25 protein-coding genes and 2 pseudogenes are annotated in these 24,936 nt (G+C 76.2%); 14 read left to right on the top strand and 13 right to left on the bottom strand.

Translation table 11 applies throughout. The features are described from left to right. Window positions 1–131: 131 nt before the first annotated feature. The 3 genes from ACU616_RS08820 to ACU616_RS08810 all read right to left on the bottom strand — a co-directional run bounded on the left by ACU616_RS08820 (window position 132) and on the right by ACU616_RS08810 (window position 7,270). Entirely contained in the window at window positions 132–1,046 is a 915-nt protein-coding gene (locus ACU616_RS08820; protein WP_446758097.1) for an IS982 family transposase, read from the bottom strand. A 99-nt stretch (window positions 1,047–1,145) separates the two neighbouring features. Continuing rightward, window positions 1,146–6,245 (bottom strand): SpoIIE family protein phosphatase, encoded by a 5,100-nt coding sequence (locus ACU616_RS08815; RefSeq protein ID WP_446758096.1) that lies wholly within the window; start codon window positions 6,243–6,245, stop codon window positions 1,146–1,148. A 65-nt stretch (window positions 6,246–6,310) separates the two neighbouring features. Continuing rightward, the gene (locus tag ACU616_RS08810) at window positions 6,311–7,270 is read right to left on the bottom strand and encodes an alpha/beta fold hydrolase (protein WP_446758095.1); all 960 of its coding nucleotides are present in this window, start codon (window positions 7,268–7,270) and stop codon (window positions 6,311–6,313) included. Between ACU616_RS08810 and ACU616_RS08805 the strand changes: the two are divergent. Further along, window positions 7,178–7,600 (top strand): annotated as a pseudogene (locus ACU616_RS08805) (hydroxyisourate hydrolase); the annotation flags it as partial. The gene ACU616_RS08810 and the pseudogene ACU616_RS08805 overlap by 93 nt on opposite strands. Window positions 7,601–7,736: 136 nt before the next feature. On the opposite strand, the gene ACU616_RS08800 reads toward ACU616_RS08805, so the two are convergent. The 5 genes from ACU616_RS08800 to msrA form a co-directional block, all read right to left on the bottom strand. Then, window positions 7,737–8,216: a hypothetical protein gene (locus ACU616_RS08800; protein WP_446758094.1), complete on the bottom strand. Its 480-nt coding sequence runs from the start codon at window positions 8,214–8,216 to the stop codon at window positions 7,737–7,739. 249 nt (window positions 8,217–8,465) lie between these two features. Beyond that, window positions 8,466–10,058 (bottom strand): methyl-accepting chemotaxis protein, encoded by a 1,593-nt coding sequence (locus ACU616_RS08795; protein ID WP_446758093.1) that lies wholly within the window; start codon window positions 10,056–10,058, stop codon window positions 8,466–8,468. A gap of 115 nt (window positions 10,059–10,173) precedes the next feature. Then, the gene (locus ACU616_RS08790) at window positions 10,174–11,292 is read right to left on the bottom strand and encodes a class I SAM-dependent methyltransferase (RefSeq protein WP_446758092.1); all 1,119 of its coding nucleotides are present in this window, start codon (window positions 11,290–11,292) and stop codon (window positions 10,174–10,176) included. Further along, a complete protein-coding gene (locus ACU616_RS08785; protein ID WP_446758091.1) occupies window positions 11,289–12,206 on the bottom strand; it encodes a haloalkane dehalogenase in 918 nt (305 codons plus the stop codon). The genes ACU616_RS08790 and ACU616_RS08785 overlap by 4 nt, the downstream gene beginning before the upstream one ends. 110 nt (window positions 12,207–12,316) lie before the next feature. Next, entirely contained in the window at window positions 12,317–12,970 is a 654-nt protein-coding gene (gene msrA, locus ACU616_RS08780) for a peptide-methionine (S)-S-oxide reductase MsrA (protein WP_446758090.1), read from the bottom strand. A gap of 86 nt (window positions 12,971–13,056) precedes the next feature. Between msrA and ACU616_RS08775 the strand changes: the two genes are divergently transcribed. Together ACU616_RS08775 and ACU616_RS08770 are read left to right on the top strand one after the other, a co-directional pair. Further along, complete coding sequence (locus tag ACU616_RS08775) at window positions 13,057–13,653, top strand: GNAT family N-acetyltransferase (RefSeq protein ID WP_446758089.1); 597 nt, start codon at window positions 13,057–13,059, stop codon at window positions 13,651–13,653. Window positions 13,654–13,818: 165 nt separating this feature from the next. Further along, a complete protein-coding gene (locus ACU616_RS08770; protein ID WP_446758088.1) occupies window positions 13,819–14,256 on the top strand; it encodes a VOC family protein in 438 nt (145 codons plus the stop codon). A 164-nt stretch (window positions 14,257–14,420) separates the two neighbouring features. Here ACU616_RS08770 and ACU616_RS08765 read toward each other — a convergent pair whose 3' ends face one another. Continuing rightward, entirely contained in the window at window positions 14,421–14,891 is a 471-nt protein-coding gene (locus tag ACU616_RS08765; RefSeq protein WP_446758087.1) for a VOC family protein, read from the bottom strand. A 366-nt stretch (window positions 14,892–15,257) separates the two neighbouring features. Here ACU616_RS08765 and ACU616_RS08760 point away from each other — a divergent pair, with 366 nt between their 5' ends. The 7 genes from ACU616_RS08760 to ACU616_RS08730 all read left to right on the top strand — a co-directional run bounded on the left by ACU616_RS08760 (window position 15,258) and on the right by ACU616_RS08730 (window position 18,994). Continuing rightward, window positions 15,258–16,280: an NADP-dependent oxidoreductase gene (locus ACU616_RS08760; RefSeq protein ID WP_446758086.1), complete on the top strand. Its 1,023-nt coding sequence runs from the start codon at window positions 15,258–15,260 to the stop codon at window positions 16,278–16,280. A 62-nt stretch (window positions 16,281–16,342) separates the two neighbouring features. Further along, window positions 16,343–16,543 (top strand): hypothetical protein, encoded by a 201-nt coding sequence (locus ACU616_RS08755; protein WP_446758085.1) that lies wholly within the window; start codon window positions 16,343–16,345, stop codon window positions 16,541–16,543. Window positions 16,544–16,550: 7 nt separating this feature from the next. Beyond that, entirely contained in the window at window positions 16,551–17,249 is a 699-nt protein-coding gene (locus ACU616_RS08750) for an alpha/beta fold hydrolase (RefSeq protein WP_446758084.1), read from the top strand. A gap of 30 nt (window positions 17,250–17,279) precedes the next feature. Then, the gene (locus tag ACU616_RS08745) at window positions 17,280–17,678 is read left to right on the top strand and encodes a DUF1622 domain-containing protein (protein WP_446758083.1); all 399 of its coding nucleotides are present in this window, start codon (window positions 17,280–17,282) and stop codon (window positions 17,676–17,678) included. Beyond that, window positions 17,675–17,968 carry a hypothetical protein gene (locus ACU616_RS08740; RefSeq protein ID WP_446758082.1) on the top strand — a complete coding sequence of 98 codons (294 nt, stop codon included), beginning with the start codon at window positions 17,675–17,677 and terminating at the stop codon, window positions 17,966–17,968. Before ACU616_RS08745 ends, ACU616_RS08740 begins: the two co-directional genes overlap by 4 nt. Before the next feature lie 157 nt (window positions 17,969–18,125). Then, window positions 18,126–18,536: a nitroreductase/quinone reductase family protein gene (locus ACU616_RS08735; protein WP_446758081.1), complete on the top strand. Its 411-nt coding sequence runs from the start codon at window positions 18,126–18,128 to the stop codon at window positions 18,534–18,536. Then, entirely contained in the window at window positions 18,533–18,994 is a 462-nt protein-coding gene (locus ACU616_RS08730; RefSeq protein WP_446758080.1) for a hemerythrin domain-containing protein, read from the top strand. Before ACU616_RS08735 ends, ACU616_RS08730 begins: the two co-directional genes overlap by 4 nt. 273 nt (window positions 18,995–19,267) lie before the next feature. Here ACU616_RS08730 and ACU616_RS08725 read toward each other — a convergent pair whose 3' ends face one another. From ACU616_RS08725 to ACU616_RS08710, 4 genes are read right to left on the bottom strand one after another with little or no spacing between them, the layout of a single operon-like run. Beyond that, window positions 19,268–20,290, bottom strand: a complete 1,023-nt coding sequence (locus ACU616_RS08725; protein WP_446758079.1) for a 1-aminocyclopropane-1-carboxylate deaminase — start codon at window positions 20,288–20,290, stop codon at window positions 19,268–19,270. Beyond that, window positions 20,274–20,939 carry a GntR family transcriptional regulator gene (locus ACU616_RS08720; protein ID WP_446758078.1) on the bottom strand — a complete coding sequence of 222 codons (666 nt, stop codon included), beginning with the start codon at window positions 20,937–20,939 and terminating at the stop codon, window positions 20,274–20,276. Before ACU616_RS08720 ends, ACU616_RS08725 begins: the two co-directional genes overlap by 17 nt. A gap of 32 nt (window positions 20,940–20,971) precedes the next feature. Next, a complete protein-coding gene (locus ACU616_RS08715) occupies window positions 20,972–21,535 on the bottom strand; it encodes a GNAT family N-acetyltransferase (protein WP_446758077.1) in 564 nt (187 codons plus the stop codon). Window positions 21,536–21,559: 24 nt separating this feature from the next. Beyond that, a complete protein-coding gene (locus ACU616_RS08710) occupies window positions 21,560–22,363 on the bottom strand; it encodes an SDR family NAD(P)-dependent oxidoreductase (protein WP_446758076.1) in 804 nt (267 codons plus the stop codon). Window positions 22,364–22,687: 324 nt separating this feature from the next. Here ACU616_RS08710 and ACU616_RS08705 point away from each other — a divergent pair, with 324 nt between their 5' ends. The 4 genes and pseudogenes from ACU616_RS08705 (at window position 22,688) to ACU616_RS08690 (ending at window position 24,781) form a co-directional block, all read left to right on the top strand. Next, complete coding sequence (locus tag ACU616_RS08705; RefSeq protein ID WP_446758075.1) at window positions 22,688–22,843, top strand: hypothetical protein; 156 nt, start codon at window positions 22,688–22,690, stop codon at window positions 22,841–22,843. 91 nt (window positions 22,844–22,934) lie between these two features. After that, entirely contained in the window at window positions 22,935–23,849 is a 915-nt protein-coding gene (locus ACU616_RS08700; protein ID WP_446758074.1) for an IS982 family transposase, read from the top strand. Between the two features lie 37 nt (window positions 23,850–23,886). After that, a pseudogene (locus ACU616_RS08695) lies at window positions 23,887–24,039 on the top strand (Mut7-C RNAse domain-containing protein); the annotation flags it as partial. Between the two features lie 112 nt (window positions 24,040–24,151). Beyond that, window positions 24,152–24,781, top strand: a complete 630-nt coding sequence (locus tag ACU616_RS08690; protein WP_446758073.1) for a superoxide dismutase — start codon at window positions 24,152–24,154, stop codon at window positions 24,779–24,781. Window positions 24,782–24,936 lie beyond the last annotated feature (155 nt).

Genomic DNA, 24,936 nt, shown 5'->3' with positions numbered 1-24,936 from the left:
ACCCGCCTCGGCACCGGAACGACTCCGGCCACTTCTCCCATTGTCAGGCACCGCGCACAGGCGGGCCCGTCGGGGTGGCGCTGCCCACCCTGCGGAGGGACCCGGCCGGCTAGATGACTGATTCCAAGGGGTCAGTGGTCGTAGGCGAGTAGCGATCTGCGGACGGATTGGCCGGTGTGGTCGTTGTGCCAGATGACCGCGGTCAGGGCCAGCAGGCGCTGCAGCACCCGGATCAGGACGCCGGCTGGGGTGTGGCCGCCGTGCAGTTCGAGGTCGAGCTGGCCTTTGAGGGTGTCGAAGACCGACTCGATGGTCTGGCGCAGCGGTTTGAACACCGATGCGCCGGGCCGGTCGGGTTCTCCGCGGCGGGGGCGGCGCAGCAGCCTCAGCCCGGCGTCGGCCAGCTCGGCGTCGAAGCGGCGGCCGTAGTCGTGCTTGTCGGTGATGAGGATCTGTCCGGCATGGCCGGCGAGGAGGGCGGGGTCGGCGCCGAGCAGGTCGAGCAGCACCTGGCGTTCGTCGGCTGTGGCGCCGGAGAGGGCGAAGGCGACCGGCAGTCCGTGCAGGGTGGCGATCAGGTGCAGCCGCAGCCCCCAGAAGTAGCGGGTGTGGCTGGCGCAGTAGCCGTACTCGGCCCAGCCGGCCAGCTCCGAGCGGCGGACCGCTTCCCGGGAGCGGGCGCATTCGATCGGCGTGGAGTCGATGACCCACACGTCATCGGCCCACAGGCTGGTGTCGGTCGCCAGGGCCCGGATCAGCCAGATCACGGTGCCGGCGAGGCGGCGCAGCCGCTTGTTGTAGCCGGGCTGGTGCGGCAGGTAGGGAAACAGCGGGCGCAGCTGCTGGCCGGCGAACCGCAGCCAGCGGGCCTCGCTGGTGAACCCCAGCAGCGCCTGCAACACCGCCAGGGTCACCAGCTCGGCATCGCTGAGCCGGGGAGCGATGCCCACCGCCGGGCGCCACGGGAGCCGCTGCGGCGCGGCCTTCAGCAGGTCATCGGTGCGGGCATACAGTGCCGTGGCGAGGGTGTCCAGGTCGGCGTCCACGAGGGCCTCCCGGCTCGACGTTGGGTTAGCAACGCCAAGCCTGAACACCCTCGCCCGTGATCACACCGGTTTCAGCCCGAACCCCTTGGAATCAGTCATCTAGGAGCGGTCGCCGTCGAGCTCCCCCAGCGCGAGCACCCGCGCCGGTGCCGAGCCGGGGCGCGTCCGCACCTGCAGCACCGCCCGCCGGGCGGCCGCCGCGGCCTGCAGCTCCAGGACCAGCCCCACGCCGGCGCTGGCCAGGTACGTCACCGGCGTCAGGTCGAGCACCGCCCGCGCGCCCGCGGGCAGCTCCTCCAGCGCCCGCAGCGCCTCGGCCCGCAGCGCCGGGGTGACGGCCAGGTCGACCTCGCCGGTGACCTCCAGCCGCAGGCCGTCGCCGTCCCGGTGCACTCCCAACCGGGCCGGGCCGGTGTCCGGCGGCACCCGCGCCCCGCGCACCGGCGGGTCGGCCGGCCCGGGACCGGCCGGGACGAAGCGGAAGCGCACCGTCGTCCCGGCGCCCTCGACACCGCGCGGGTCGGTGGTGCGGGCGACCTCCACGTCGGTGGCCAGCGCCGAGATCAGCTCCAGCCCGCGGCCCCGGTGCCCGGGGTCGGCCGGCACGGGCCGCCAGACGCCCTCGTCGCGGACGCAGACGTCGACGCTGCCGTCGGCGGTCCGCGCCAGCCGGTACTCGCACCGGCCCGCCCCGCCGCTCGCGGCGTAGGCGTGCTCGACGGCGTTGGCCAGCGCCTCGCCGAGGGCCAGCTGCAGGTCGTCGACGCCGTCCTCGGACAGCCCGGCCGCCCGCGCCCAGGTGGTGACCGTGCGGCGCACGCGGGCCAGCCGGGCGGGGTCGGCCGGCAGGGTCTCCTGCACCGGCGGGGGGGTCAGCCGCGCGGCGATGACCGCGACGTCATCGGGGAGGGCCGACGCGTCGAGCACCTCGGCGAGCAGCGCCCGGGTCAGCCGGGCCGGGTCGGCGCCGGCGAGCCGGGCGGCCGCGTCGGTCACCCGCTGCAGGCCCACGTCGAGGACCTCGCCGCGCCGCTCGACCAGGCCGTCGGTGTAGAGCAGCAGCGTCGTCCCGGGCGTGACGGCGGCGCTGCCCTCGGTGTAGGGCGGCCGTCCCGGCGCGCCGAGGACGGCGCCGGCGCCGTCCTCCAGCAGCTCGGCGCCGCCGTCGGTGACCAGCAGCGGCGGCAGGTGGCCGGCGCGGGCCCACCGCACCGTGCCGGCCTCCCAGTCGAGGACCAGGCAGGCCGCCGTGGAGGCCAGCGCGCCCGGCAGTCGCGCGGCGAACCGGTCGAGCAGCTCCAGCGCCTCCGCCGGTGGGCTGCCCTGGAGCAGGGCGGTGGACAGTGCGCTGCGCAGCTGCCCCATGACCGCGGCGGCGGACGGCCCCTGGCCGACGACGTCGCCGACGGCGACCGCGACCCGCCCGCCGCCCAGCTCGACGACGTCGTACCAGTCGCCGCCGGCGGAGGTGCCGGCCGCACCGGGCAGGTACTCCGCGGCCAGCGCGAGCCGCTCCAGCTGCGGCAGCCGCTGGGGCAGCAGGTCGCGCTGCAGGGTCGAGGCGATGTCCTGCTGGGCGCGGTAGAGGCGGGCCCGGTCGAGGGCCTGCGCGCACTGCTCGGCCACCGCCAGCAGCATGCCGCGCTCGACGGCGCCGAACCGGCGGGCCTCGGCGAAGCCGACGCCCACGACGCCGACCACCCGGCCGGCCACCAGCAGCGGCAGGGCGACGGTCGAGGCCAGCCCGAACGCGGCCAGCGCGCCTGCCTGGTCCGGTGCCAGGCCGCCGCGGGCACCGGGCCAGTCGGCCGGGTCCTCGATCCACTGCGCCCGCCGCTCGGCGACGGCGGCGGTCACCGCGAGCGGCGCCGACAGCGGGACCTCGGCCCACAGCCGGTGCTCGTCGGCGCCCGCGCCGGCGATGCAGAGCAGCCGCAGCCCGCGGCCGGCGTCGTCGAGCTCGAAGACGCCGACCCGGCTGCCGTGCCCGGTCAGCGCCGTGACGTGGCCGGCCGCCGCCTCGGCGACGTCCACCGGAGAGGTCGCCGCCGACAGCTCCGCGGTGGCCCGCTGCAGCAGCCCGAGCCGCCGGGCGGTGGCCCGCTCGTCGGCCAGCAGCAGCGCGTTGTCGAGGGCCAGCGCCGCGCGGGCGGCGATCTCCTCGGCGAGGGCGCGGTCGTCCTCGTGGAACGGTGGTGCGTCGTCCCGCCGGCCCAGGGCCAGCACGGCCCGGACCCGCCCGCGGACGGTGAGCGGCACGACGAGCGCGGAGCTGAGGTCCAGCCGGACGTCGCCGTCGCCCGCGCCGGCCAGGCGCGGCCGCAGGGCGGGGGCGCCGGACTTGAGGACCACCCGGCCGAGCCCGCCGTGCGGTTCGAGGGAGCGGGCCACCGCCACCACGTCGTCGTCGATGCCGGCGATGCCGGCGTAGCGCAGCCGCCCGTCGTCCCCCACGACCCGGACGGTGCAGACGTCGGCCAGCCGCCGGTCGACCACCAGGCGGGCGAGGGTGGCCAGCTGCCCCTCGACCTCGGTCTCCCGGTCCAGCGCGGTGCCGACGGCGGCGAGCAGCGTCTGCCGCTCGGTCTCGCGGTAGCGGGCGTTGATGTCGGTGCAGCTGCCGACGTACCCGCCGGTGCGCGCCGTCGCGCCGTCCGCGCCGATCGGGGCGGCGCGCTCGAGCAGCCAGTGGTGGGCGCCGTCGGCGCGGCGGAGCCGGAACTCCACCTCCCAGCCCTGTCCGCGCGCCGCGGCCGCGCGGACGGTCCCGGCGTAGCGGTCGCGGTCCTGCGGGTGCAGGCCGGCGCGCCAGCCCTCGCCGAGCTCCTCCTCGACCGCGCGGCCCGTGAACGCCGACCAGCCGGCGTTGAGGAACACCCGCCGGCCCTCGGCGTCGGCCACCCAGATCAGGGCCGGGGCGAGGTCGGCCATCGCCGTGAACCGCTCCTCGGCCTCGCGGCGGGCCCGGCCCAGGTGCAGGTGCGCGTCGACCCGGGCGAGCAGCTCCTGCGCGGAGAACGGCTTGACCAGGTAGTCGTCGGCGCCGGCGGCCAGGCCCTCGACCGCCTCGTCCTGGCCGGCGCGCGCCGACAGCAGGACCACCGGCACGCGGGAGGTGCGGGTGTCCGCGCGGAGCGCGGCCAGCAGCTGCACGCCGTCGAGGCCCGGCATCATCACGTCGCTGACGACGAGGTCGGGCGGATCGGCGAGCGCCGCCTCCAGCGCGGCCTGCCCGTCCCCGACGGCCCGGACCCGGTGCGCCGGGGCCAGCAGCCGGACGACGTAGTCGCGCATGTCGGCGTTGTCGTCGGCGACCAGCACCCGCCCGGCCCGGGCCGGGGCGCCCTCCGGGACCGTCTCGCGGACCTCCTCGGCCGTGCCGGGCAGCCAGCGCAGCGCCTCGGTGACGTACGGGGTGGCCGTCGCCGACACGGCGGGCGTCTCGGCGGGCGGCGGGACGATCCGCTCCGGCGGCAGGTGCGCGGTGCCCAGCGGCACGGTGACCGTGAACGTGGTGCCGACGTCGGGTGTGCTGTCGACGTCGATCGACCCGCCGTGCAGGCCGACCAGCTCGCGCACCATGGCCAGGCCGATGCCGCTGCCCTCGCCGGACCGGGCGCGGGCGCCCGTCACGCGGGTGAACCGCTCGAACAGCCGCGGCAGCTCGGCGGCAGGGATGCCGGTGCCGGTGTCGGCGACGGTGAGGACGGCCGCGCCGTCCCGCTCCCGCAGCCGCACGGTGACCCCGCCGGTGAAGGTGTACTTCAGGGCGTTGGAGAGCAGGTTGAGGACGACCTTCTCCCACATGTCCCGGTCGATGTGCACCGGCTGCGCCGGCGACGGGCAGTCGACGGTCAGCGCCAGGCCGGCGCGGTCGAACGCGGAGCGGAAGACGCTGGCCAGCTCGGCGGTCACCGCCCCGAGGTCGACCGGCTCGAAGCGGGCCTCGATGCGCCCGGCCTGCAGCCGGGAGAAGTCCAGCAGCGTGTTGACCAGCTTCTGCAGCCGCAGCGCGTTGCGCTCGACCACCTCGAGCTCCTCGGCCACCCGCGGGTCGGCCGCCACCACCGGGGAGGAGCGCAGCTCGCTGACCGGTCCGGTGATCAGCGTCAGCGGGGTGCGGAACTCGTGGCTGACGTTGGAGAAGAAGTCGGTCTTGGCGCGGTCGAGCTCGGCCAGCGCCTCCGCGCGGCGCCGCTCGGCCTCGTGGCTCCCGGCGTTGAGCAGGCCCGAGGCGATCTGGTTGGCCAGCAGCTCCAGGTAGCCGCGGTAGGCGTCGTCGAGGCGCCGGTGCGGGTTGAGGCCGACGACGAGGAAGCCGGCCAGCGCGGCCGCGCCGGGCGCCGCGGAGGCGACCGGCACCACGACCGCCTGCTCGGGCGGGGCGTCCCAGGCGCCGGTGGGCAGTCCGGGGAAGCGCTGTGCCAGGTCGTCGACGACGACCAGGGGCTCGCCCGCGCGCAGCCGCGCGACCGGCCACACCGGGTCGGCGGTGCCGGCGGGGATCTCGTGCGGCGCCGCCGGGGAGCCCGCGGTCAGGCCGGTCGTGGCGCCCAGGCGCGCCGTCCCGTCCTCGTCGAAGACGTAGGTGGCGCTGAAGGGCAGGTCGTGGGGGTTGCGGGCGAGCTGCTCGCCCACCGCGGCCAGCACCTCGGCCTCGGTGCGCTTGGCAGAGACCGCCGTCGCGAGGTCGCGCAGGCCGGCCATCCGCCGCTCGGCGAGCACCCGGTCGGTGTTCTCGGTGACGACGCAGAGCATCCCGGCCGTGCGGCCCTCGTCGTCGTCGACCGGGCTGTAGGAGAAGGTGTGGTAGGTCTCCTCCGGGTAGCCGCTGCGCTGCAGGAACAGCAGCAGGTCCTCGTCCCAGGTGGCGACGCCGGTCTCGAGGACCGACTCGATGCGCGGGCCGATGTCGTCCCAGATCTCCGACCACATCTCGCGGGCCGACCGGCCCAGCGCCCACGGGTGCTTGTCCCGCAGCGTGTCGTGCAGATAGGCGTCGTTGTAGAAGGCGGTCAGCTCGGGGCCGTACGCGGCCCACATCGAGAACCGCGAGGTGAGCACGATGCGCACGAGGTTGCGCAGCGCCGAGGGCCACTGCTCCGGCGGCCCCACGGGGGTGGCGGCCCAGTCCCGGGCGGCCATCTCCCGGCCCACCTCCCCGCCGTTGGCGAACGGGGAGGACGCGTCCGGGGTCACCGCGTCACCACGCAGGGCAGCCTAGGCGGGTCCTGTCACCGACGCCGACGCGGCCGCCGGACCCGTCACCCGGGAGGGGCCGGGTCGCGGGGCGCCGGCTCGGCCGCGGGGGCGGTGTCCGGGGCCGGCTGGTCGAGGAAGCCGGCGAGGACCCGGCGGAGGTGCTCGACGTTGCCGACCAGCACGTGGCCGCCGGTCGTGAGCTCGACGAGCCGTCCCCGGGGCAGTCGCCGGACGAAGGCCTCGGCGTCGTCGTGCGGGGTGAGCACCGCCTCGGCGGCGTTGACCACCAGCGTGGGCGCCGCGACCGCCTCGGGTGCGGGCTCCCCCCGGTACAGCTCGGGCGCGGCCACCGCCCGGTCGAAGACCATCCCGGGGAGACGGGGCGCCAGCGGGAACGCGGTCGCGGTGATCTCGGCCAGCTCGGCGCGCGCGGCGTCGTCCAACTCGCCGGCGGGCACACCGGCAGCGATCCGGGCCAGGGGCCCGGACCGGACCAGCGCCCACAGCAGCGGCTCCAGGGTCACCAGCAGCCGGTAGACGCCCGCAGGTGGGAGCCGGACGGGCCTGCGGGTGGGCAGCATCGGCGACTCCAGGACCAGTCGCCGCACCCGGTCGGGGTGTCGCGCGGCCAGGTGCAGCCCAGTCATCGACCCCGCGGACACCCCCGCGACGTCGGCCCGGTCGATGCCCAGGGCGTCGAGCAGCCGGGCGCAGGCGTCGGCCTGCGCCGCCGTCGTCGCGCCCCGCGGCAGCGTGGAGCCCAGGTAGCCGAACCGGGAGACCGCGACGACGTCGCGGTCCGCGCCGAGCCGGCGCCGGGCCCAGTCCACGCCCTGGTCCCAGCCCCCGCCGCTGCCGTGCAGCACGAGGACGGCCGGCCCGTGCCCGTACCGGGCGTACTCGACGACGCCCTCGGCCGACGACAGGCGGTGCACCGGGATCGGCGGCTCGGCCAGACGCCGCCGGGCCGCCGCCAGGTCGCGGCGGTAGCCCGGGATCACGGCCGCACCGATCGCACCCACGGTCCCGACGTCAACGACAGGGAGCGCGACCCGCGGCCGAGGAGGCCGGGACGGGGCCGCGGCCACCGGGCCGGCCGGCGTCGTCGTCGAGCAGCCGGCGCGGATCACCGAGCTGCGGGTCCGGGAGCCGGTCCCGTGAGCGAGCTCGCACGAGGACAGGGCAGCGCCGCGACCGTGGCCGGCGTGCGCCAGCGAGGAGGGCACGTGAGCGTGTCCACGCACGTGCTCGGCGCCGTCGCCGGGCGGCCGGCGGCGGGGATCGACGTCCGGCTGTACGCGGCGGACGAGGTGCTCGCCGAGGGGGTCGCCGACGCCGATGGCCGCTGCCGCTCTCGCCGTTCGCGTACTCGACGTACCGGGGCTCCTGACGCGCCGGTTCCACGTGCAACACGACGGCCACCGGCTCGGAGCACCGGAGCTTCCCGCGCGACCGCTGCACGACGCTCGCCGGGACCCGCGACCGCGATCAGCGCGGGGTCTCGACGCCGACGCCACCCATCACGGCCCACCCGTGCAGCCGCAGGTCGGCGCCGCGCTCGTCGTCGGTCCGCCGCACCCCGGGCCCGAGCCCGGCGCCGCCGGCGACGGCGCGCACCCCGCTCCACACCCGCCAGCCCGGCGGCACCCGCACCGCCGCACCGCCCATCACCGCGTGGACGGTGACGTCGACGCCCCCTGGCACCGGCGCCAGGCCGGTCAGGTCCACCTCGCCGCCGCCCATGACGACGTCCAGCCGGACCCGGGAGAGCTCGGGGTGGCGCGGCCTGAGCGCGACGCCGCCCATCACCCGCACCCGCCGGATCCCGGCGGTGCTGTCGTCACCCTCGTCCGCGCGCCAGGCCCACACCTGCCCGGCGGCGGCGAGGACGCCCTGCACCGCCAGGCCCCCACCGATCCACGGCAGGGCCCGGCGCAGGCGGGACGGGGTCGGGTGCGTCGTCGGCATGCCCTCCAGGGTGGCCGCAGCGGACGCCGGGGACCAGCACCCGCCCTCCCCCGGGAGCACCTGCTGCCGTGGCCGCCGTCGAGCGGGAACCGCTCACCCCCGCCGACGTCCGGGCGGTGTGCGAGCTGCGCCTGGGGCCCGGCCAGGACCACGTCGTCGCGCCTCCCGCCGTCTCGATCGCCGAGGCGTACGTGCAGCCGCAGCAGGAGGACCCTCCTGCCCCCCATGGGCCACGCGCCGCCGTCCCGGTCACCAGCGGAAGTGCGCCACCGAGGCCTGCAGTCCGGAGGCCAGCCGGGCCACCTCGTCGATCGCCGACCGCGCGTCCTGCATCGCCCGCGTGGTCGAGGTGCTGGCGCCGGCGACCGCCTGGATGTTCTCGGCGATCTGACCGGCCGAGAGCGCCGCCTCGGCGACGTTGCGGTTCATCTCCGTCGTCGTGGCCGTCTGCTCCTCCACCGCCGCGGCGATGGTGCCCTGCGAGTCGTTGATCAGCCCGATGATCGAGGAGATCTCGCCGATCGCGGTGACCGCGCCCTCGGTGTCGGTCTGGATGGCCTGCACCCGGGCGGTGATGTCCTGCGTGGCCCTGGCCGTCTCCTGGGCCAGCTCCTTGACCTCGTTGGCGACGACGGCGAAGCCCTTGCCGGCCTCCCCGGCGCGGGCGGCCTCGATGGTGGCGTTGAGCGCGAGCAGGTTGGTCTGCTCGGCGATGGTGGTGATCGCCTTGACGACGCTGGCGATCTCCAGCGACGACTCGCCGAGCCTGGCGACGGTCGAGGTGGTGGAGTCGGCGACGACGACCGCCTGGGAGGCGACCCGGGCGACCTCGCTGGCGTTCTGGGCGATCTCGCGGATCGAGACGCCCATCTCCTCCGAACCGGCGGCCACGGTCTGCACGTTCTGCGAGACCTGCTCGGCCGCGCCGGCCACGATGCCCGACTGGTCGGCGGACTCCACGGCCAGCCGGGAGAGGTCCTGCGCCGAGGCCGACAGCTCCTCGGTCGCCGAGGCCAGCGTGGTGGAGCTGTCCCCGATCGTGGCGAGCACGGTGCGCACGGCCCCCATCGAGGTCTCCAGCGCGACGGCCATCCGGCCCACCTCGTCGCGGCTGTCCACGCCGGTGGCGCCCCGCAGGTCGCCCGCGGCCATCGCGGCGACCACGGCTCCCACCCGGCGCAGCGGACCGACCACCGAGCGGGTGACGGCCCAGCCGAGCAGGCCCAGCACGAGGACGGCGGCGCCGGCGACGGTGAGCACCAGGGGGCCGGCCGAGCTCAGCTCGGCGGTCGTCTCGTCCGCCGCCCGGCGGGCGTGGGCGCCGACCGCGTCGCCGACCGAGGGGAGCTCCTGCTCGAGGTCGGTGAAGGCGGTCAGGAACTGGGGGTAGGCGTTCTGCGCCGTCCGGACGTCCTGTCCGGCCGTCGCGACGACCTGGGCGGCCGCGGCGAGGTAGTCGTCGACGGCGGGCGTGACCGCCGTGACGGCCTCCTCGACGTCGGTCCCGAGACCGGCGGCGACGACCGCGTCTAGGTGCTCCTGCAGGGCGGCCGAGTGCTCCTGCAGGTCGGCCTGCGCTGCCTGGAGGTCCTGGACCCGGCCGGCCTGTGCCGCCTGCAGCGCCTGCAGCACGTCGGCGCGGACGGCGTCGTGCATCATGTCCGCCTCGAGCCCCTCGGCGGTGGCGTGGGTGGTGTCGAGCAGGACCTGGGTGCGGTCGCCGGCCCCCGAGAACTCCTGGACGGCGATGAGGGTGACGGCGCCGAGGGCCAGTGCCCCGGCCCCGACGAGCGCGGACAGCTTGACGCCCAGGGGGCGGTGCGACCAGGTGTTGCGCGACATGGGGCTCTCCCGGAGCGCGGTGGACGGCGCCGGGAGGCGCCGCTGCCTCCTTGTTCGGCCGGCACCCGGTCGACTGCAACCGAATCCCGCGTCGCGGGGGGCCTTTGTGGTTCCGCTATCCGCGCCGGGTGGAGACGGTCACCGTGAAGCGGCGGTCGGCGGCCGCGACGCGGGTGGGACCGACCCGCCGGCGCAGCGCCGCCCGGTGCGGCAGCCGGTTGTTGTAGACCGCCCACAGCTCGCCGCCGGGCCGCAGCACCCGCGCCGCGGCGGCGAACAGCCGGTCGGCCGCGGCCGGGACGACGGCGGCGCCCACGTGGAACGGCGGGTTGCAGACGACGAGGTCCACGCTCCCGTCGGGCACCCCGGCCGCGGCGTCGTCCCGCCGCACCTGCACCCCGTCGAGCCCGGAGCGGGTGAGCGTGGCCCGCGCGGAGGCGACCGCCGCGGCCGACTGGTCGGTGGCGGTGACGGCCAGCCCCGGGCGGGAGCGGGCGAGGACGGCGGCCAGCACGCCGGTGCCGCAGCCGAGGTCGAGCGCCGCGCGGGCGTCCGGGGCGGCGCCGGGCAGCGCCGCGAGCAGCAGCCGGGTGCCGTCGTCGACCCGGGTGCCGGCGAAGGCGGCGCCGTGCGCGCAGACGTCGAGGTCCAGGGCGTCGTCGTGCCGGCAGCGGGGGAACGACGGCCGCACCTCCGGCCGCGGTCCGCGGGCCACCAGCACCCGCGACTTCTGCCGCGCCAGCGTGGCCGAGACCTCGCCGAACCCGGTGCGCAGGACGTCGTTCATGCCGAGCGTCATGTGCTTGACCCGCCCGCCGACCAGCAGGACGACGCCGGGGTCGGCCGCGGCCGCGGTCAGCTCGGTGAGCTCGCGCAGCGCGTCCAGGGCCCGGGGCGCCTTGGCCAGCACCAGCGTGGCGCCGGCGAGCAGGGCGGCGTCCAGGGGCAGGGAGCGGTGGGTGCCGGCCAGCCCGGTGCGGGCGGCGTTGCGGGCCAGCGCCTGCTCGCCGACCAGCAGGTCCTGGTGCACCCGTACGTCGGTGGCGCCGGCCGCGACCGCGCCGAGGGTGAGCGCGCCGTAGGAGTCGTCGACGACCACGACGCGGCCGGGCTCCACCGGCAGGTGCGGCGCCGCGGTGTCGAGCAGCAGCCGGTCGGTGGCGTCGACGGCGACGAGGTCGGGCGCCTCGACGTCGGGCTCGCGGCGCAGCGTCGCGAGCAGGTCCTCGGTCACGTCCGCGGGGTGGCGGCGACGAACGCGGCGACCACCCGGCCGAGCTCCGGGCCGACGTCCTCCTGCAGGAAGTGCCCGCCGCCGCGCAGCGTGGTGTGCGGCATCCCCTGCGCGCCGGGCACGAGCCGCTGGAACACCCGGTCGCCGCCGCCGGTGATGGGGTCGGAGTCGCTGAACGCGGTGAGGAACGGCTTCTCCCAGCGGGTGAGCACCTCCCACGCCGCGCGGTTGGCCGCCGACGCCGGGTCGTCCGGCGCGGTGGGCACCAGCGCGGGGAAGACCCGGGCGCCGGCCTTGGACGCCTCGTCGGGGAACGGCGCGTCGTAGGCGGCGACCACCTCCGCCGGCAGGTCGGTGACCGTGCCGTTGGCGACGACGCGGCCGACGTCGAACCGGGGCGCGGTCGTGGCGAACCGCTGCCAGGCGAGGAACGCCTCGCTCATCGGGGTGTCGCCGGTGGGCAGCCCGGTGTTGGCGACGACGACCCGCGCGAACCGGCCGGGGTGCTCGGCGACCAGCCGCAGCCCGATCAGCCCGCCCCAGTCCTGGCCGACCAGCGTGACGCCGGTCAGGTCCAATCGGTCGAACAGCGCCTCGCGCACCCACTCGACGTGCGCGGCGTAGGAGTAGGCCGCGGGGTCGGTGGGCTTGTCGGAGCGGCCGAAGCCGACCAGGTCCGGGGCGACGACGCGCAGCCCGGCGCCGGTCAGCTCCGGGACGACGTGCCGCCACAGGAACGACCACGACGGCTCGCCGTGCAGCAGGACCACGACCTCGCCGTCGGCTGGGCCGGCCTCGACGTACGCGACCCGCAGCGTCCCGCCGTCCCCGCTGCCGACCTCGACGTACCGCGGCTCGTGGGCGGAGCCGGGCAGCGCGGCGAAGCGCTCCTCCGGCGTGCGGAACAGGTCCACGCTCGCACTCTCCCGAGGGGACACGGCCCTCCTGCAGGGTCCCGCCCCGAGCTGGGGGTACCTCCCGCTTGCGGGGGACAGCGAGGGGTGGGGGGCAGGAGGGTCCTTTCTCACACGCCGGGGAGGCCCACCGGGCAGCTCACGCCGGTCGAGTGGATCGGGCAGTACCCGTTGGGCACCTTGTAGAGGTACTGCTGGTGGTAGTCCTCGGCGTAGTAGAAGTCGCCGAGCGGGGCGATCTCGGTGGTGATCTCGCCGTAACCGGCCGCCGCCAGCCGCTCCTGGAACTGGTCGCGGCTCGCGCGGGCGGCGGCCTCCTGCTCGGGCGAGGCGTAGTAGATCGCCGAGCGGTACTGCGTGCCGACGTCGTTGCCCTGCCGCATGCCCTGGGTCGGGTCGTGGTCCTCCCAGAACACCTTGAGCAGCTGCTCGTAGCTGATGACGGCGGGGTCGAAGACGACGAGGACGACCTCGGTGTGGCCGGTCTGCGCGGAGCAGACCTCCTCGTAGGTGGGGTTGGGCGTGTAGCCGCCCGCGTAGCCGGCGGCGGTGGAGTACACGCCGGGCGTCTGCCAGAACACCTTCTCGACGCCCCAGAAGCAGCCCGCACCGAAGACGGCGGTCTGCATCCCCTCGGGGAACGGCGGCTGGATGCGGTTGCCGTTCACCGCGTGGGTCTCCGGGACGAACGGCAGCGGGTCGGGACGGCCCGGCAGCGCGTTCTCCGGCGTCACCGGCTGGGTCTTGTACCGGGAGAACAACATGATCCGAGCGTAGGACGGGCGCGCCACCCCGAGCGCGGACGTCGTCCCGAGGCGGTCAGCCGGTCTCCGGGCGACAGGATGGTCCCGTGGGTCGCCCCGTCCTGACCACGGCGCGCATCCGGCTGGAGCCGATGACCGAGGAGCACCTGCCGTTGCTGGTGGAGCTCGACGCCGATGCAGAGGTGATGCGGTACGTCCTGGGCCGTGCGCGCAGCGCGCAGGAGGTGCTCGACCACTGGGGTCCGATCTGCGCCGACGCCGACGCCGACGCCGTGGGACTCGGCTGGTGGGTGGGGCGGCGCCGCGGTGACGGGGAGTTCCTCGGCTGGTGGGACCTGTCGCCAGGTCGCCCGGTACCGGCGCACCCGTCCTCGGCCGAGGCCGGATGGAGGCTGGGCCGCTCGCACTGGCGGCAGGGGTACGCCACCGAGGGCGCATCGGCACTGCTCGGCCACGGCTTCGGCACCGTCGGCCTGACCGAGGTGTGGGCCGAGACGATGGCGGTCAACACGCCGAGCCGCCGAGTGATGGCCAGGCTCGGGATGCACCACCTGCGCACCGACCACCGCTCGTGGCCCGACCCGTTGCCCGGTGCCGAGCAGGGCGAGGTGGTCTACGGCATCACCCGTGAGGTCTGGCAGGCGCAGCAGCTCCGGCACTCCCCTCCGGAGGACCGCTGCTGACCGTCGTCGAGGCACGCGGGAGGACGCGGGGAGGTCCCGGCCGATCCTGTCCGGGTGTCCGACCGGCACGACGCCGGTCCCGCGGGACGGCCCGCCGCCTCGCCGGGCCGGAACCGGCAGCTCACGGCCCCGAACAGGGCGCCGCGACTCGGTAGCGTGCAGCGCGTGCCCATCCGACTCGAGAACGTCGGCATCGCCGTCCGCGACCTCGAGGCGACGATCGCCTTCTTCACCGACCTCGGGCTGACCGTCCTCGGCCGTGAGACGGTCAGCGGGGAGTGGGCCGACACCGCCGTCGGCCTCGACGGCAACCACGCCGACGTCGCCGTGCTCCAGACGCCGGACGGCCACGGTCGCCTCGAGCTCTTCGAGTACGTCCACCCCGACGCGATCGAGACCGAGCCCACCCGGCCCAACGAGATCGGCATGCACCGCGTCGCCTTCTCGGTCGACGACCTCGACGAGGCCCTCGCGATCGCCGCGAGGCACGGCTGCCACCCACTGCGGGGCGTGGCGACCTACGGCGACGCCTACCGGCTCACCTACGTCCGCGGCCCCAGCGGCATCCTCGTGATGCTCGCCGAGGAGCTGCACGGGCGCTGACCGCCGGTCGATCCGGCTCCCGCTCCGCGGCCACCGTCCGGGCGATCGCCGAGGCACTCTGCTGACTGCCGCCCGTCGACCGGGCTGACGCCGCAGGGGACCGGCTCGGTGGCCGGTCCCCTGCGGGACGTCGGGACGACGGCGCACGTGCGGGTGGGAGCGGGTCAGGCGCGGGCGTCGGCGTCCTGCACGGAGGCCGCGAACGCCTCGGGGCCCTGCGCCAGTGCCGCCGGGTCCATCCACATGACCTGCCAGCCGTGGCCGTCGAGGTCGAAGAAGCTGCGTGAGTACATGAAGCCGAAGTCCTCCGCGCCGTCCGCCTCGGCGCCGCCCGCCGCGAGCGCAGCGGCGCTGACCGCGTCGACCTCCTCGCGGGAGGACACGCTGAAGCAGTACAGCGCCAGCGCGTGGGTGGTGGGATCGGCGATCGGCAGCGTCGAGAACTCCGCGAACTTCTCGCGGCTGAGCAGCATGACGAACGCGTGCTCCCCGACCGGCATGCAGGCGGCGGTCTCGTCGGTGAACACCGGGTCGTAGCCGAAGCCGAGCTCCGCGAAGAACGCCTTGCTGCGCTCCAGGTCCGCCACGGGCATGTTCACGAACAGCGTGCGGCCGGGGTGTGCGGGAGTGGTCATGCCGGGTCTCCAGTCGGTGGCTCGAGGGGGTACGTGCTGGCAGACCGGCCCGTCCGGCGGAACTCATCGGTGGACCTCGGCGGGGACCGCGCTCCGCGGCGAGCGAGCGCGCCGACCCGGCCCGGCCCGGCCTCGAGCGGCTCGTCGCCGTGGCCGGCGGTCGCCGGAGCATCGAGGAGTGCCTCACCGCAGCCGCAGCCGCAGCCGCAGCCGCAGCCGGAGCCGCAGCCGGAGCCGGCCGCGTGACCGTGACGTGCTCGCCCGGGCGCTCCCGGCACGGACACGACACCGGGACGGTGGCCGTCCCGGGTGCGGCGTGCGACCGTCCCCGGTGGCAGCACGACCCGACGACGCAGGAGGCGCCCCGTGCCCGTGACCGCCCGCGAGTGGCACCTCGCCAACCGCCCGCACGGCGAGCCCACCCCCGAGGACTTCGCGCTGGTCGAGGTCGAGCACCCCGATCCTGCCGAGGGCCAGGTGGTGGTGCGGATGGTCGCCATGTCGGTCGACCCCTACATGCGCGGGCGGATGCGCCTGGGGCCGTCGTACGCGGCGCCGTGGGAGGTCGGCGAGGTGATGAAGGGGGGCGCCGTCGGCCGGGTCGTCGAGTCCCGCTCCCCCGACGTCCCCGTGGGCGCGCTCGTGCTCACCGACGCCGCCTGGCGCGACGTCGCCGTCCTCGACGCCCGCGCGGTCCGGCAGCTGCCGGCCACGGAGGACCTGCCGCTCACCTACTCCCTCGGCATCCTCGGCATGCCGGGGTTGACCGCCTGGGCCGGGCTGTTCCGGGTGGCCGCCTTCCGCGAGGGCGACGCGGTGTTCGTCTCCGGTGCGGCCGGGGCCGTCGGCAGCGCGGTCGGGCAGTTCGCGCGGCTGCGCGGCGCCTCGGCGGTGATCGGCAGCGCCGGCACCCCGGAGAAGGTCGCCTGGCTGCGCGAGATCGGCTTCACCGCCGCCTTCGACTACCACGACGGGCCGGTGCGGGACCTGCTCGCGCAGGCCGCGCCCGACGGCATCGACGTCTTCTTCGACAACGTCGGCGGCGAGCACCTCGACGCCGCGCTCGGCGCGATGCACCTGCACGGCCGGACGACGATCTGCGGCGCCATCTCCTCCTACAACGCGACCGAGACGGTCTCCGGGCCGCGGAACTTCAGCTCGCTGATGATCGCCAAGCGCCTCGCGGTGACCGGCCTGCTGGTCAGCGACCACACCGACCTGCACGGCGAGTTCACCGGGACGGTGTCGGGGTGGATCCGCTCGGGTGAGCTCGTCGTCCGCGAGACCGTGTACGAGGGGCTGGACAACGCCGTCCCCGCCTTCCTCGACCTCCTGAAGGGCGCCAACACCGGGAAGATGGTCGTCCGCCTGGCACCGGACCCGGACTGAGCGGCGGTCGCTCCCGAGCGAGAGTGGTTGCGCCGTCCCGGAGCCGGGCACAGGGCCGCACCATGTGGTTGTTCCTCACCCGCCGGCTGCGCGTCTGGTTCGTCGTGACCGTCCTGGTGCCGCTGGCCACCGGGCTGCTGCGCCGCGTCGGGCAGGCGCTGGAGCAGCGCCGCGGGCCCAACCCGGTGAGCCGTGCCCTGCTGCAGGCCGGCGACCTCGGCGACCGGGCGCGCGCCCGCCTGCGCGGCGGCCGCCGCCGCTGACCGCTCCGTGACCGCCGCGGCCCGCGTCCCCGCGCTCGACCACACCCCGGCCACCGCCCCCACGCGGGCGGTCGCGGTCTTCGCCCACGGCGGCACCGTGGCCAGCGTCGAGCCGCCGCGCGAGCGGGCGCTGTCGCTGATCCGGATGCGGGCGATCCAGGAGGCCGTCTCACGGGCCGCGGCCGGCCGGGGTGTGGAGACCTACCTGCTGCGCTACCGGGTGGCCGGCTGGAACGGGATCGCCGCCGACGCGCACGCCGACGTCCGCTGGGCGCTCGACCGGGTGCGCGAGCGGCACGGCGACGTCCCGGTGGTGCTGGTCGGGCACTCGATGGGCGGCCGGGCGGTGCTGCGGGCCGGGAACGACCCCTCGGTCGCCGCCGTCTGCGGGCTGGCGCCGTGGACGCCGCCGGGCGAGCCGGTCGGTCACCTGCGCGGGCGCACCGTCGTGCTCGCCCACGGCCGCGGCGACCGGTGGGTGCCGGCGCGGCTGTCGGCCGACTTCGCCGTCCGGGCGGCCGCGGCGGGGGTGCGGGTCGCTCGGTTCACCCTGCCCGGCGGGCACGGGATGGTGCGTGCGGTCGGCCGGTGGCACGCGCTGGTGCGCGACGTCGTCCTGGCCGGGGCCGGGCTGGCGCCCTGGCGGGACGACGTCCGGGCCGCCCTGGACGCGCCGCCGCCGGAGGGCCTCGCCGTTCCGCTGTGACCCGGCGTCGCCGCGGGTAGGGCCGCTGCCGTGGAGGAGCTGCTCGCCGAGGCCGTCGGCGTCCTGGTCACCGTCGTCGAGGCCTGCGGGGCCGCGGTCATCCTCGTCGGCGCGGTGTGGGCCTTCGCCCGGTTCGTGTGGGCGGGCGTGCGCGGCGGCGGGTCGCGGGCGTTCGTGCCCGTGCGGCTGACCCTGGGCCGGTTCCTGGCGCTCGGACTGGAGTTCCAGCTGGCCAGCGACGTGCTGCGGACGGCGGTGGCGCCGAGCTTCCGCGAGCTCGGCCAGCTGGCCGCGGTCGCGGCGATCCGGACGGCGCTGAACTACTTCCTGTCCAAGGAGATCGCCGAGGAGCGGCGGCAGGTGGCCGAGGAGGGCGGCCAGCGGGTCCCGGACCCCGCGGCACCGGACTCCCCCGGGCGGACCGTGTGACCGGCCTGGGCGCGCTCCCGGGCGTTCTGGCCCTGGTCGTGAGCGCGCTGGCGCTCGTGGCCGGCGCGGTCGCGCTGGCCGCCACCCGCCGTCCGGCGCTGGCACTCGGCGTCCTGCTCGACCTGCTGCTGGCCGCCGGGCTGCTCCGGCTGGCCGCCGAGCCGACCTGGAGCTCGCTGGCCACCGCGGCCGCGATCGTCGCGCTCCGCCGGCTGATCGGTGCGGGCCTGCGCACCGGGGGCCGGGCGTTCTCCGCGGCGGTCGTTGCCCGCCCTGCCCGCGACCGCTAGCGTCCCCGCCCGTGACTGCCGGGTCGGCCTCGCGCCGCGCACGGATCGGGTCCCCGGCCGCCGGGTGAGCCCGCGGCGGGCCCGTGGCCCGCCGGCGTCGTCCTGTCCCCGCCTCCCCCGCGGCGCCTGCCGCACCCTCCTCCCGGACAGGACACCCGTGCCCTCCCCGTTCGACCAGCACGTCATCGACACCTTCCGCGCCCGCGGCGGCCGCGTCGGCCCTCCCTTCGAGGGCGCCGCGCTCCTCCTGCTCACCACCACCGGCGCCCGCACCGGACGCCTGCACACCACCCCGGTCGGCCGGCTGACCGACGACGGCGGCCGCGCCCTGGTCATCGCCTCGGCCGGCGGCGCGCCGGACCACCCGCAGTGGTTCACCAACCTCCTCGCCGACCCGCACGTGACCGTCGAGGACGGGACGTCGACCTGGACCGCCCGGGCCGTCGTCCTCGAGGGGCCCGAGCGCGACGCCGCCTTCGCCCGCGCCGCGGCGGCGGACCCGGGCTGGACCGCCTACCAGGAAGGGACGACGCGGGTGCTGCCGGTCGTCGCCCTGGAGCGCCGGTGACGGCGGCCGCCCGGCCGGTCGCCCTCGGCGAGGAGCTGCAGCGCATCCACGACGCCCTGCGCGCCGACCTGCGCGCGCTGCGGGCGGCGGCGGCCGGCGGCGCCCCCGCCGACGTCCGCCGCACGCTGCCGGCCCACTGCCTGGCCTTCTGCGCCGCGCTCACCGCCCACCACACCGGCGAGGACGCCGGCGCCTTCCCCGCGCTCGCCGAGCGCTTCCCCGAGCTGGCGCCGGTGCTGGCCAAGATGGCCGAGGACCACGGGTGGATCGCCGGGATCCTCGCCCGGGTGGAGGAGCTGGCCGCCGAGGGCACCTCGCCGCGGCTGGCCGGGGAGCTCGACGGGCTCGCCGCGATCGTGGAGTCGCACTTCTCCTTCGAGGAACGGCGGATCGCCGACGCGCTCGACCGGCTGCCGGGCAGCGCGGCCGGGCTGCTCGGGGCCCCGCGTGCGGACTGACGGCGGCGCTCGGCACGCGGGCACCTGCACGACCTGGAGGCCCTCGTCGCCGACAGCACCGACGTCTCGCGCTGGGCCGCCGTCCGGGTGCCCACCCTCCTGGCGCAGGGCGCGGACACCTGGGACCCGGTGCCGGCCACCACGGAGGCACTGGCGGCCGCGCTCCCCGACGCCGAGCGGGTCGTGTGGGAGGGGCAGACGCACGTCGCCACGAGCACCGCGCCCGGCCGGGTGGCCGACACGCTGCGCGGCTTCCTGCACCCGCGCCCCCGCTCAGGAGAACAGCGCGCTGTAGCCGTTGAGCGCGGGCTGGCCGCCGAGGTGGGCGTAGAGCACGGTCGACGACGGCTCGATCTCGCGGCGGCCGACCAGGTCGAGCACCGCGGCCATCGACTTCCCCTCGTACACCGGGTCGGTGACCATCCCCTCGGTGCGGGCGGCGGTCTCCATCGCGCGGATGGTCGCCTGGTCCGGGATGCCGTAGACGCCGCCGTGGAAGCGCTCGTCGAGCTCGACGTCGTCGAGGGTGAGCTCCCGCCGCACGCCGATGGCCCGCGCCGTCCGCTGGGCGATGCGCAGCACCTGATCGCGGGTCTCGGCCGGCTGGGCGCTCGCGTCGACCCCGAGCACCCGTCGCGGCCGGCCGCCCTGCTCCTCGAGCAGCGCGAACCCGGCGACCATCCCGGCCTGCGTCGACCCGGTGACCGAGCAGACGACGACGGTGTCGAAGAAGACGCCCAGCTCGGACTCCTGCTGCGCCACCTCCAGCGCCCAGTTCGCGAAGCCGTGCCCGCCCAGCGGGTGGTCGCTGGCGCCGGCCGGGATGGCGTAGGGCCGGCCGCCGCGCGCCTCGATCCCGGCGAGCGCGGCCTCCCAGCTCTCCTTGAACCCGATGCCGAAGCCCGCCTTCACCAGCCGCACGTCCGCACCGGCCAACCGGCTGATGAGGATGTTGCCGACCTTGTCGTAGACGGCGTCGGGCCAGTCCACCCAGCTCTCCTGCACCAGCACGCAGGACAGTCCGACGTGCGCGGCGACGGCGGCCACCTGGCGGGTGTGGTTGCTCTGCACCCCGCCGATGGAGACCAGCGTGTCGCAGCCCTGGGCGAGCGCGTCGGCGACGAGGTACTCGAGCTTGCGGGTCTTGTTGCCGCCGTAGGCGATGCCGGAGTTGCAGTCCTCCCGCTTGGCCCAGACGGCGGCGCCGCCGAGGTGCGCGGTCAGCCGGTCGAGCCGGTGCACCGGCGAGGGGCCGAACAGCAGCGGGTGCCGGGGGAAGTCAGCCAGCGTCGTCATCGGTCTCCTCCAGTTCGGACAGCAGCGCCGTCCAGATCTCGCGGGTGGTCGCGACGGCGGCGTCGACGTCGGAGGTGGCGCAGGCGTCGGCGAGCCGGTCGTGCAGGGCGACGGACCCCCGGCCGTGCGCCGCGGCGAAGCGGGCCCGCTCCAGCCGGCGGATCGCCGGGGTGAGGCGCTCGACGGTCGCGGTGAGCGCGGTGTTGCCGGCGCGGTCGAGCAGCACGGCGTGCAGGTCGTCGTCGGCGGCCAGCGCGGCGTCGAGGTCACCGGCCTCCACGGCGGCGGCGAACCGCTCGTTGGCCGCGCGCATCGTGGCGACGTCGTCCGCGGTCGCCCGGCCGGCCCCCTCGCGGGCGGCGAGCTCGTGCATCGCCCGGACGACGACGGCGGCGTCGCGCACCTCCCGCGGCCGCAGCGGGGTGACCCGGGTGTGGCTCTGCGGCTTGGCCTCGACCAGCCCCTCGTCGGCCAGCCGGGCCAGCGCGGCCCGGACGGGGGCGACCGACAGGCCCAGGCGGGCGGCGAGGGCGGCGTCCTTCACCACGCTCCCGGGCGGCAGCTCACCGCTGACGATGGCCGCCCGGATGCGCGCCAGTGCCTGGTCGCGCAGCAGCACCCGTCCGACCGGGGCCAGTGGTGCGGTCACGACTGACATCTCAGATGTCAGGCGTCCCGATGTCAAGACCGGGCGAGGTCGGGGACGTCGTCGTCGGCCAGCCGAGCCCACAGCAGCTCGTCGCGCTTGACCCCGTCGCCGTACCGGTGCGACTGGCGGAGCCGCCCCTCGACGGTGAAGCCGGCCTTCTCGGCCACCCGCCCCGACGCGGGGTTGTCGACGGCGTGCACGAGCTCGACCCGGTCCACCGGCAGGGTGGCGAAGCCCCAGCGGCAGGCGGCGTCGACGGCACGGGCGGTCAGCCCGCGGCCGCGGGCGGCGGGCACCGCCCAGTAGCCCACCTCGGCGTTGCCCTGGCAGACGTCGATCGCGTGCAGCGACAGCGAGCCGAGCAGGTCCCCGGTCGCGGCATCGACGACGGCCCACGCGGCCTGGGTGCCGCTGCTCCAGTCGGCCCGGCGGGCCACCCAGACCTCGGCGTCCGCGGTGGAGCGGACCCGGCCGGGGTTGCTCCACACGTCGGTGGCCGGGTCGGTCAGCGCGGCGCGGACGGCGCCGGCGTCACCGGCCCGCCACGGCCGCAGCAGCAGCGGTCCGGCGCGCACCTCGACGGGCAGCGGCTCCACGGGCCGGCCGTCCCGGGCGGCGGCTCAGCTCTCCCCGGAGCCCGGCTCGGCCATCTTCCGGTTGAGCTTGGCGGCCACGTTGCCCGGCGTCAGGGCCGACAGCCGGCCCATCGCCTTGCTGGCCAGCGATCCGGCGAAGACCGACGCCTCGCCCTTCATCAGCCCCTCGTAGCCCTGGCGGGCCACCAGCGCCGGGTCGTCCTTCGCGTCCATGGCGCCCAGGCGGGTGTCGGTGAGGTCGCCGCGGTCGAAGAACTCCGTGTCGGTGGGCCCGGGCAGCAGCGCGGTGACGCTGACCCCGCGGTCGGAGAGCTCCTCGCGCAGCGACAGCGCCAGGTGCTGCACGAACGCCTTGCTCGCGCCGTACACGGCCTGGAACGGCTGCGGCGCCTGCGAGGCCACCGAGGAGGTGAACAGGATCCGGCCCTCGCCCGCGGCAGCCATGTCCTGCGCCACCCGCTTGGCGATGTGCACCGTCGAGCCGCAGTTGAGCGCCACGATGCCCAGCTCCGCGTCGAGGTCGGTGTCGGTGAACGCCCCGCCGACACCGACGCCGGCGTTGATCGCGGCGGCGGCGAGCGGCCGGCCCGAGCCGCGGACGGCGGCCACCAGCACCTCGCGGTCCTCGTAGCGCGTCAGGTCGCCGCGGACCGGGGAGACGGCGGCGCCCATCCCGCGCAGCTGCTCGGCGGCCGCGTCGAGCTCGGCGTCCTCGGCGGCGACCACCAGGTCGTAGCCGTGCTCGGCGAACTGCTTGGCCAGCTCCAGCCCGATGCCGCTGGAGGCGCCGGTGACGAGGGCGAGGGGACGGACGGTGGGCAGGGTCACGGGAGCTCCCGGGGTCGCACGCGGACGGTCCCGGTGGGCATGCCCACCCTGCCGCCGTCCGACCCCTCGGCCCGGGATCCGCGGCCGGCAGGACGCCGCTGCCGGCTCAGCTCTCGCGCCGCCAGCGCAGCTCGTGGGCGACGCGCCCTCCTGGCGTCTCGACCACCGGCGGGCGGAGGACGAGCTCACCGCCGTCGAGCGCGTACCGACGCACCGGGGTCGTGCTCGGCCCGGGCACCGCCTGGCCGCCGGAGGCGCGCCCCGGACGCCGACGACACCGAGCTGGTCGCCGTCGCCGTCGCCGTCGCCGTCGCCGAGGACCGGGTGCTGCTCACCCAGGACCGCGGCGGCCCCGCTGCAGGGGCCCGCCGCGAGCTCGCCCGTGGGAGGGGCAGCGGGGTCCTCACCGTGCTCGACCGGTTCCGCCCGGCGCCGGCCCCGCTCACCCGGTTCCACGTGCAACGGCACCTAGATGACTGATTCCAAGGGGTTCGGGCTGAAACCGGTGTGATCACGGGCGAGGGTGTTCAGGCTTGGCGTTGCTAACCCAACGTCGAGCCGGGAGGCCCTCGTGGACGCCGACCTGGACACCCTCGCCACGGCACTGTATGCCCGCACCGATGACCTGCTGAAGGCCGCGCCGCAGCGGCTCCCGTGGCGCCCGGCGGTGGGCATCGCTCCCCGGCTCAGCGATGCCGAGCTGGTGACCCTGGCGGTGTTGCAGGCGCTGCTGGGGTTCACCAGCGAGGCCCGCTGGCTGCGGTTCGCCGGCCAGCAGCTGCGCCCGCTGTTTCCCTACCTGCCGCACCAGCCCGGCTACAACAAGCGGCTGCGCCGCCTCGCCGGCACCGTGATCTGGCTGATCCGGGCCCTGGCGACCGACACCAGCCTGTGGGCCGATGACGTGTGGGTCATCGACTCCACGCCGATCGAATGCGCCCGCTCCCGGGAAGCGGTCCGCCGCTCGGAGCTGGCCGGCTGGGCCGAGTACGGCTACTGCGCCAGCCACACCCGCTACTTCTGGGGGCTGCGGCTGCACCTGATCGCCACCCTGCACGGACTGCCGGTCGCCTTCGCCCTCTCCGGCGCCAAAGCCGACGAACGCCAGGTGCTGCTCGACCTGCTCGGCGCCGACCCCGCCCTCCTCGCCGGCCATGCCGGACAGATCCTCATCACCGACAAGCACGACTACGGCCGCCGCTTCGAAGCCGAGCTGGCCGACGCCGGGCTGAGGCTGCTGCGCCGCCCCCGCCGCGGAGAACCCGACCGGCCCGGCGCATCGGTGTTCAAACCGCTGCGCCAGACCATCGAGTCGGTCTTCGACACCCTCACAGGCCAGCTCGACCTCGAACTGCACGGCGGCCACACCCCAGCCGGCGTCCTGATCCGGGTGCTGCAGCGCCTGCTGGCCCTGACCGCGGTCATCTGGCACAACGACCACACCGGCCAATCCGTCCGCAGATCGCTACTCGCCTACGACCACTGACCCCTTGGAATCAGTCATCTAGGCCACCGTCGACGCCGCGGAGGTGGCCGACCGGCTCGAGCCCGGCACCCGCCGCACGGCGGCGGACTTCTCCCGCTGCACCCGGTGCGGGCGGGTTCACCGGCGCGGCGCCCACGCCCGCCGGATCGACGCGCTGGTGGAGCGCGCCCGCCGCCTCACGGGCGGCTGAGCGGCGGCTGACCGGCAGCGCTGGCCCGCGGGGGCCACGGGTCGGCCCGGGCGTGACACCCCGGCCGGGCAGGACGTCGGACGTCACAGCCGGCCCCGACGGAGGGAACCCCATGCCCGAGTACGTGCTCCCCGACCTGCCCTACGACTACGGGGCACTGGAGCCGCACATCTCCGGCGAGATCATGCAGCTGCACCACGACAAGCACCACCAGACCTACGTCACCGGGGCCAACACGGCGCTGGAGCAGCTCGCCGAGGCGCGGGAGGGCGACGGGCTGTGGGCGGCCAACCTGTACGAGAAGAACCTGGCGTTCAACCTCGCCGGGCACGTCAACCACTCGGTGTTCTGGCCCAACATGAGCCCGGACGGCGGCGACCGCCCCGACGGTGAGCTGGCCGCGGCCGTCGACGACCAGTTCGGGTCGTTCGAGGCCTTCCAGGCGCACTTCACCGCGGTCGCCAACGGGGTGCAGGGCTCGGCCTGGGCGATCCTCACCTGGGACTCGGTGGGCCAAAAGCTCATCATCTGCCAGCTCCACGACCACCAGGGCAACCTCGCCGTCGGTCTCGTGCCGCTGCTGATGCTCGACATGTGGGAGCACGCGTTCTACCTGCAGTACCGCAACGTGAAGAACGACTACGTGAAGGCCTGGTGGAACGTCGTCAACTGGGCCGACGTCACGCAGCGGTTCACCACGGCGCGCACGGCCACGGCCGGGCTCGTCGTCCCGGCGGCCTGAGTGCTCCCCGGGGCCCCGGCACGCGCCGCGGCCCCGGGGCGCCTGAGGCCAGGCTCACCTCGGCCCGCAGGGGCCACCGCCTGGCCCGCCCGTGACACCCGCGGTGGGCAGACCCGGAGTACGCCCCTCCCCCGTCCCCTGCCGCGTCCCCTGTG

This window comes from Geodermatophilus sp. URMC 62 (assembly GCF_052931475.1).
The sequence above is the reverse complement of the archived record's forward strand: the minus strand, read 5'-3'. Positions and strand labels throughout refer to the sequence as shown.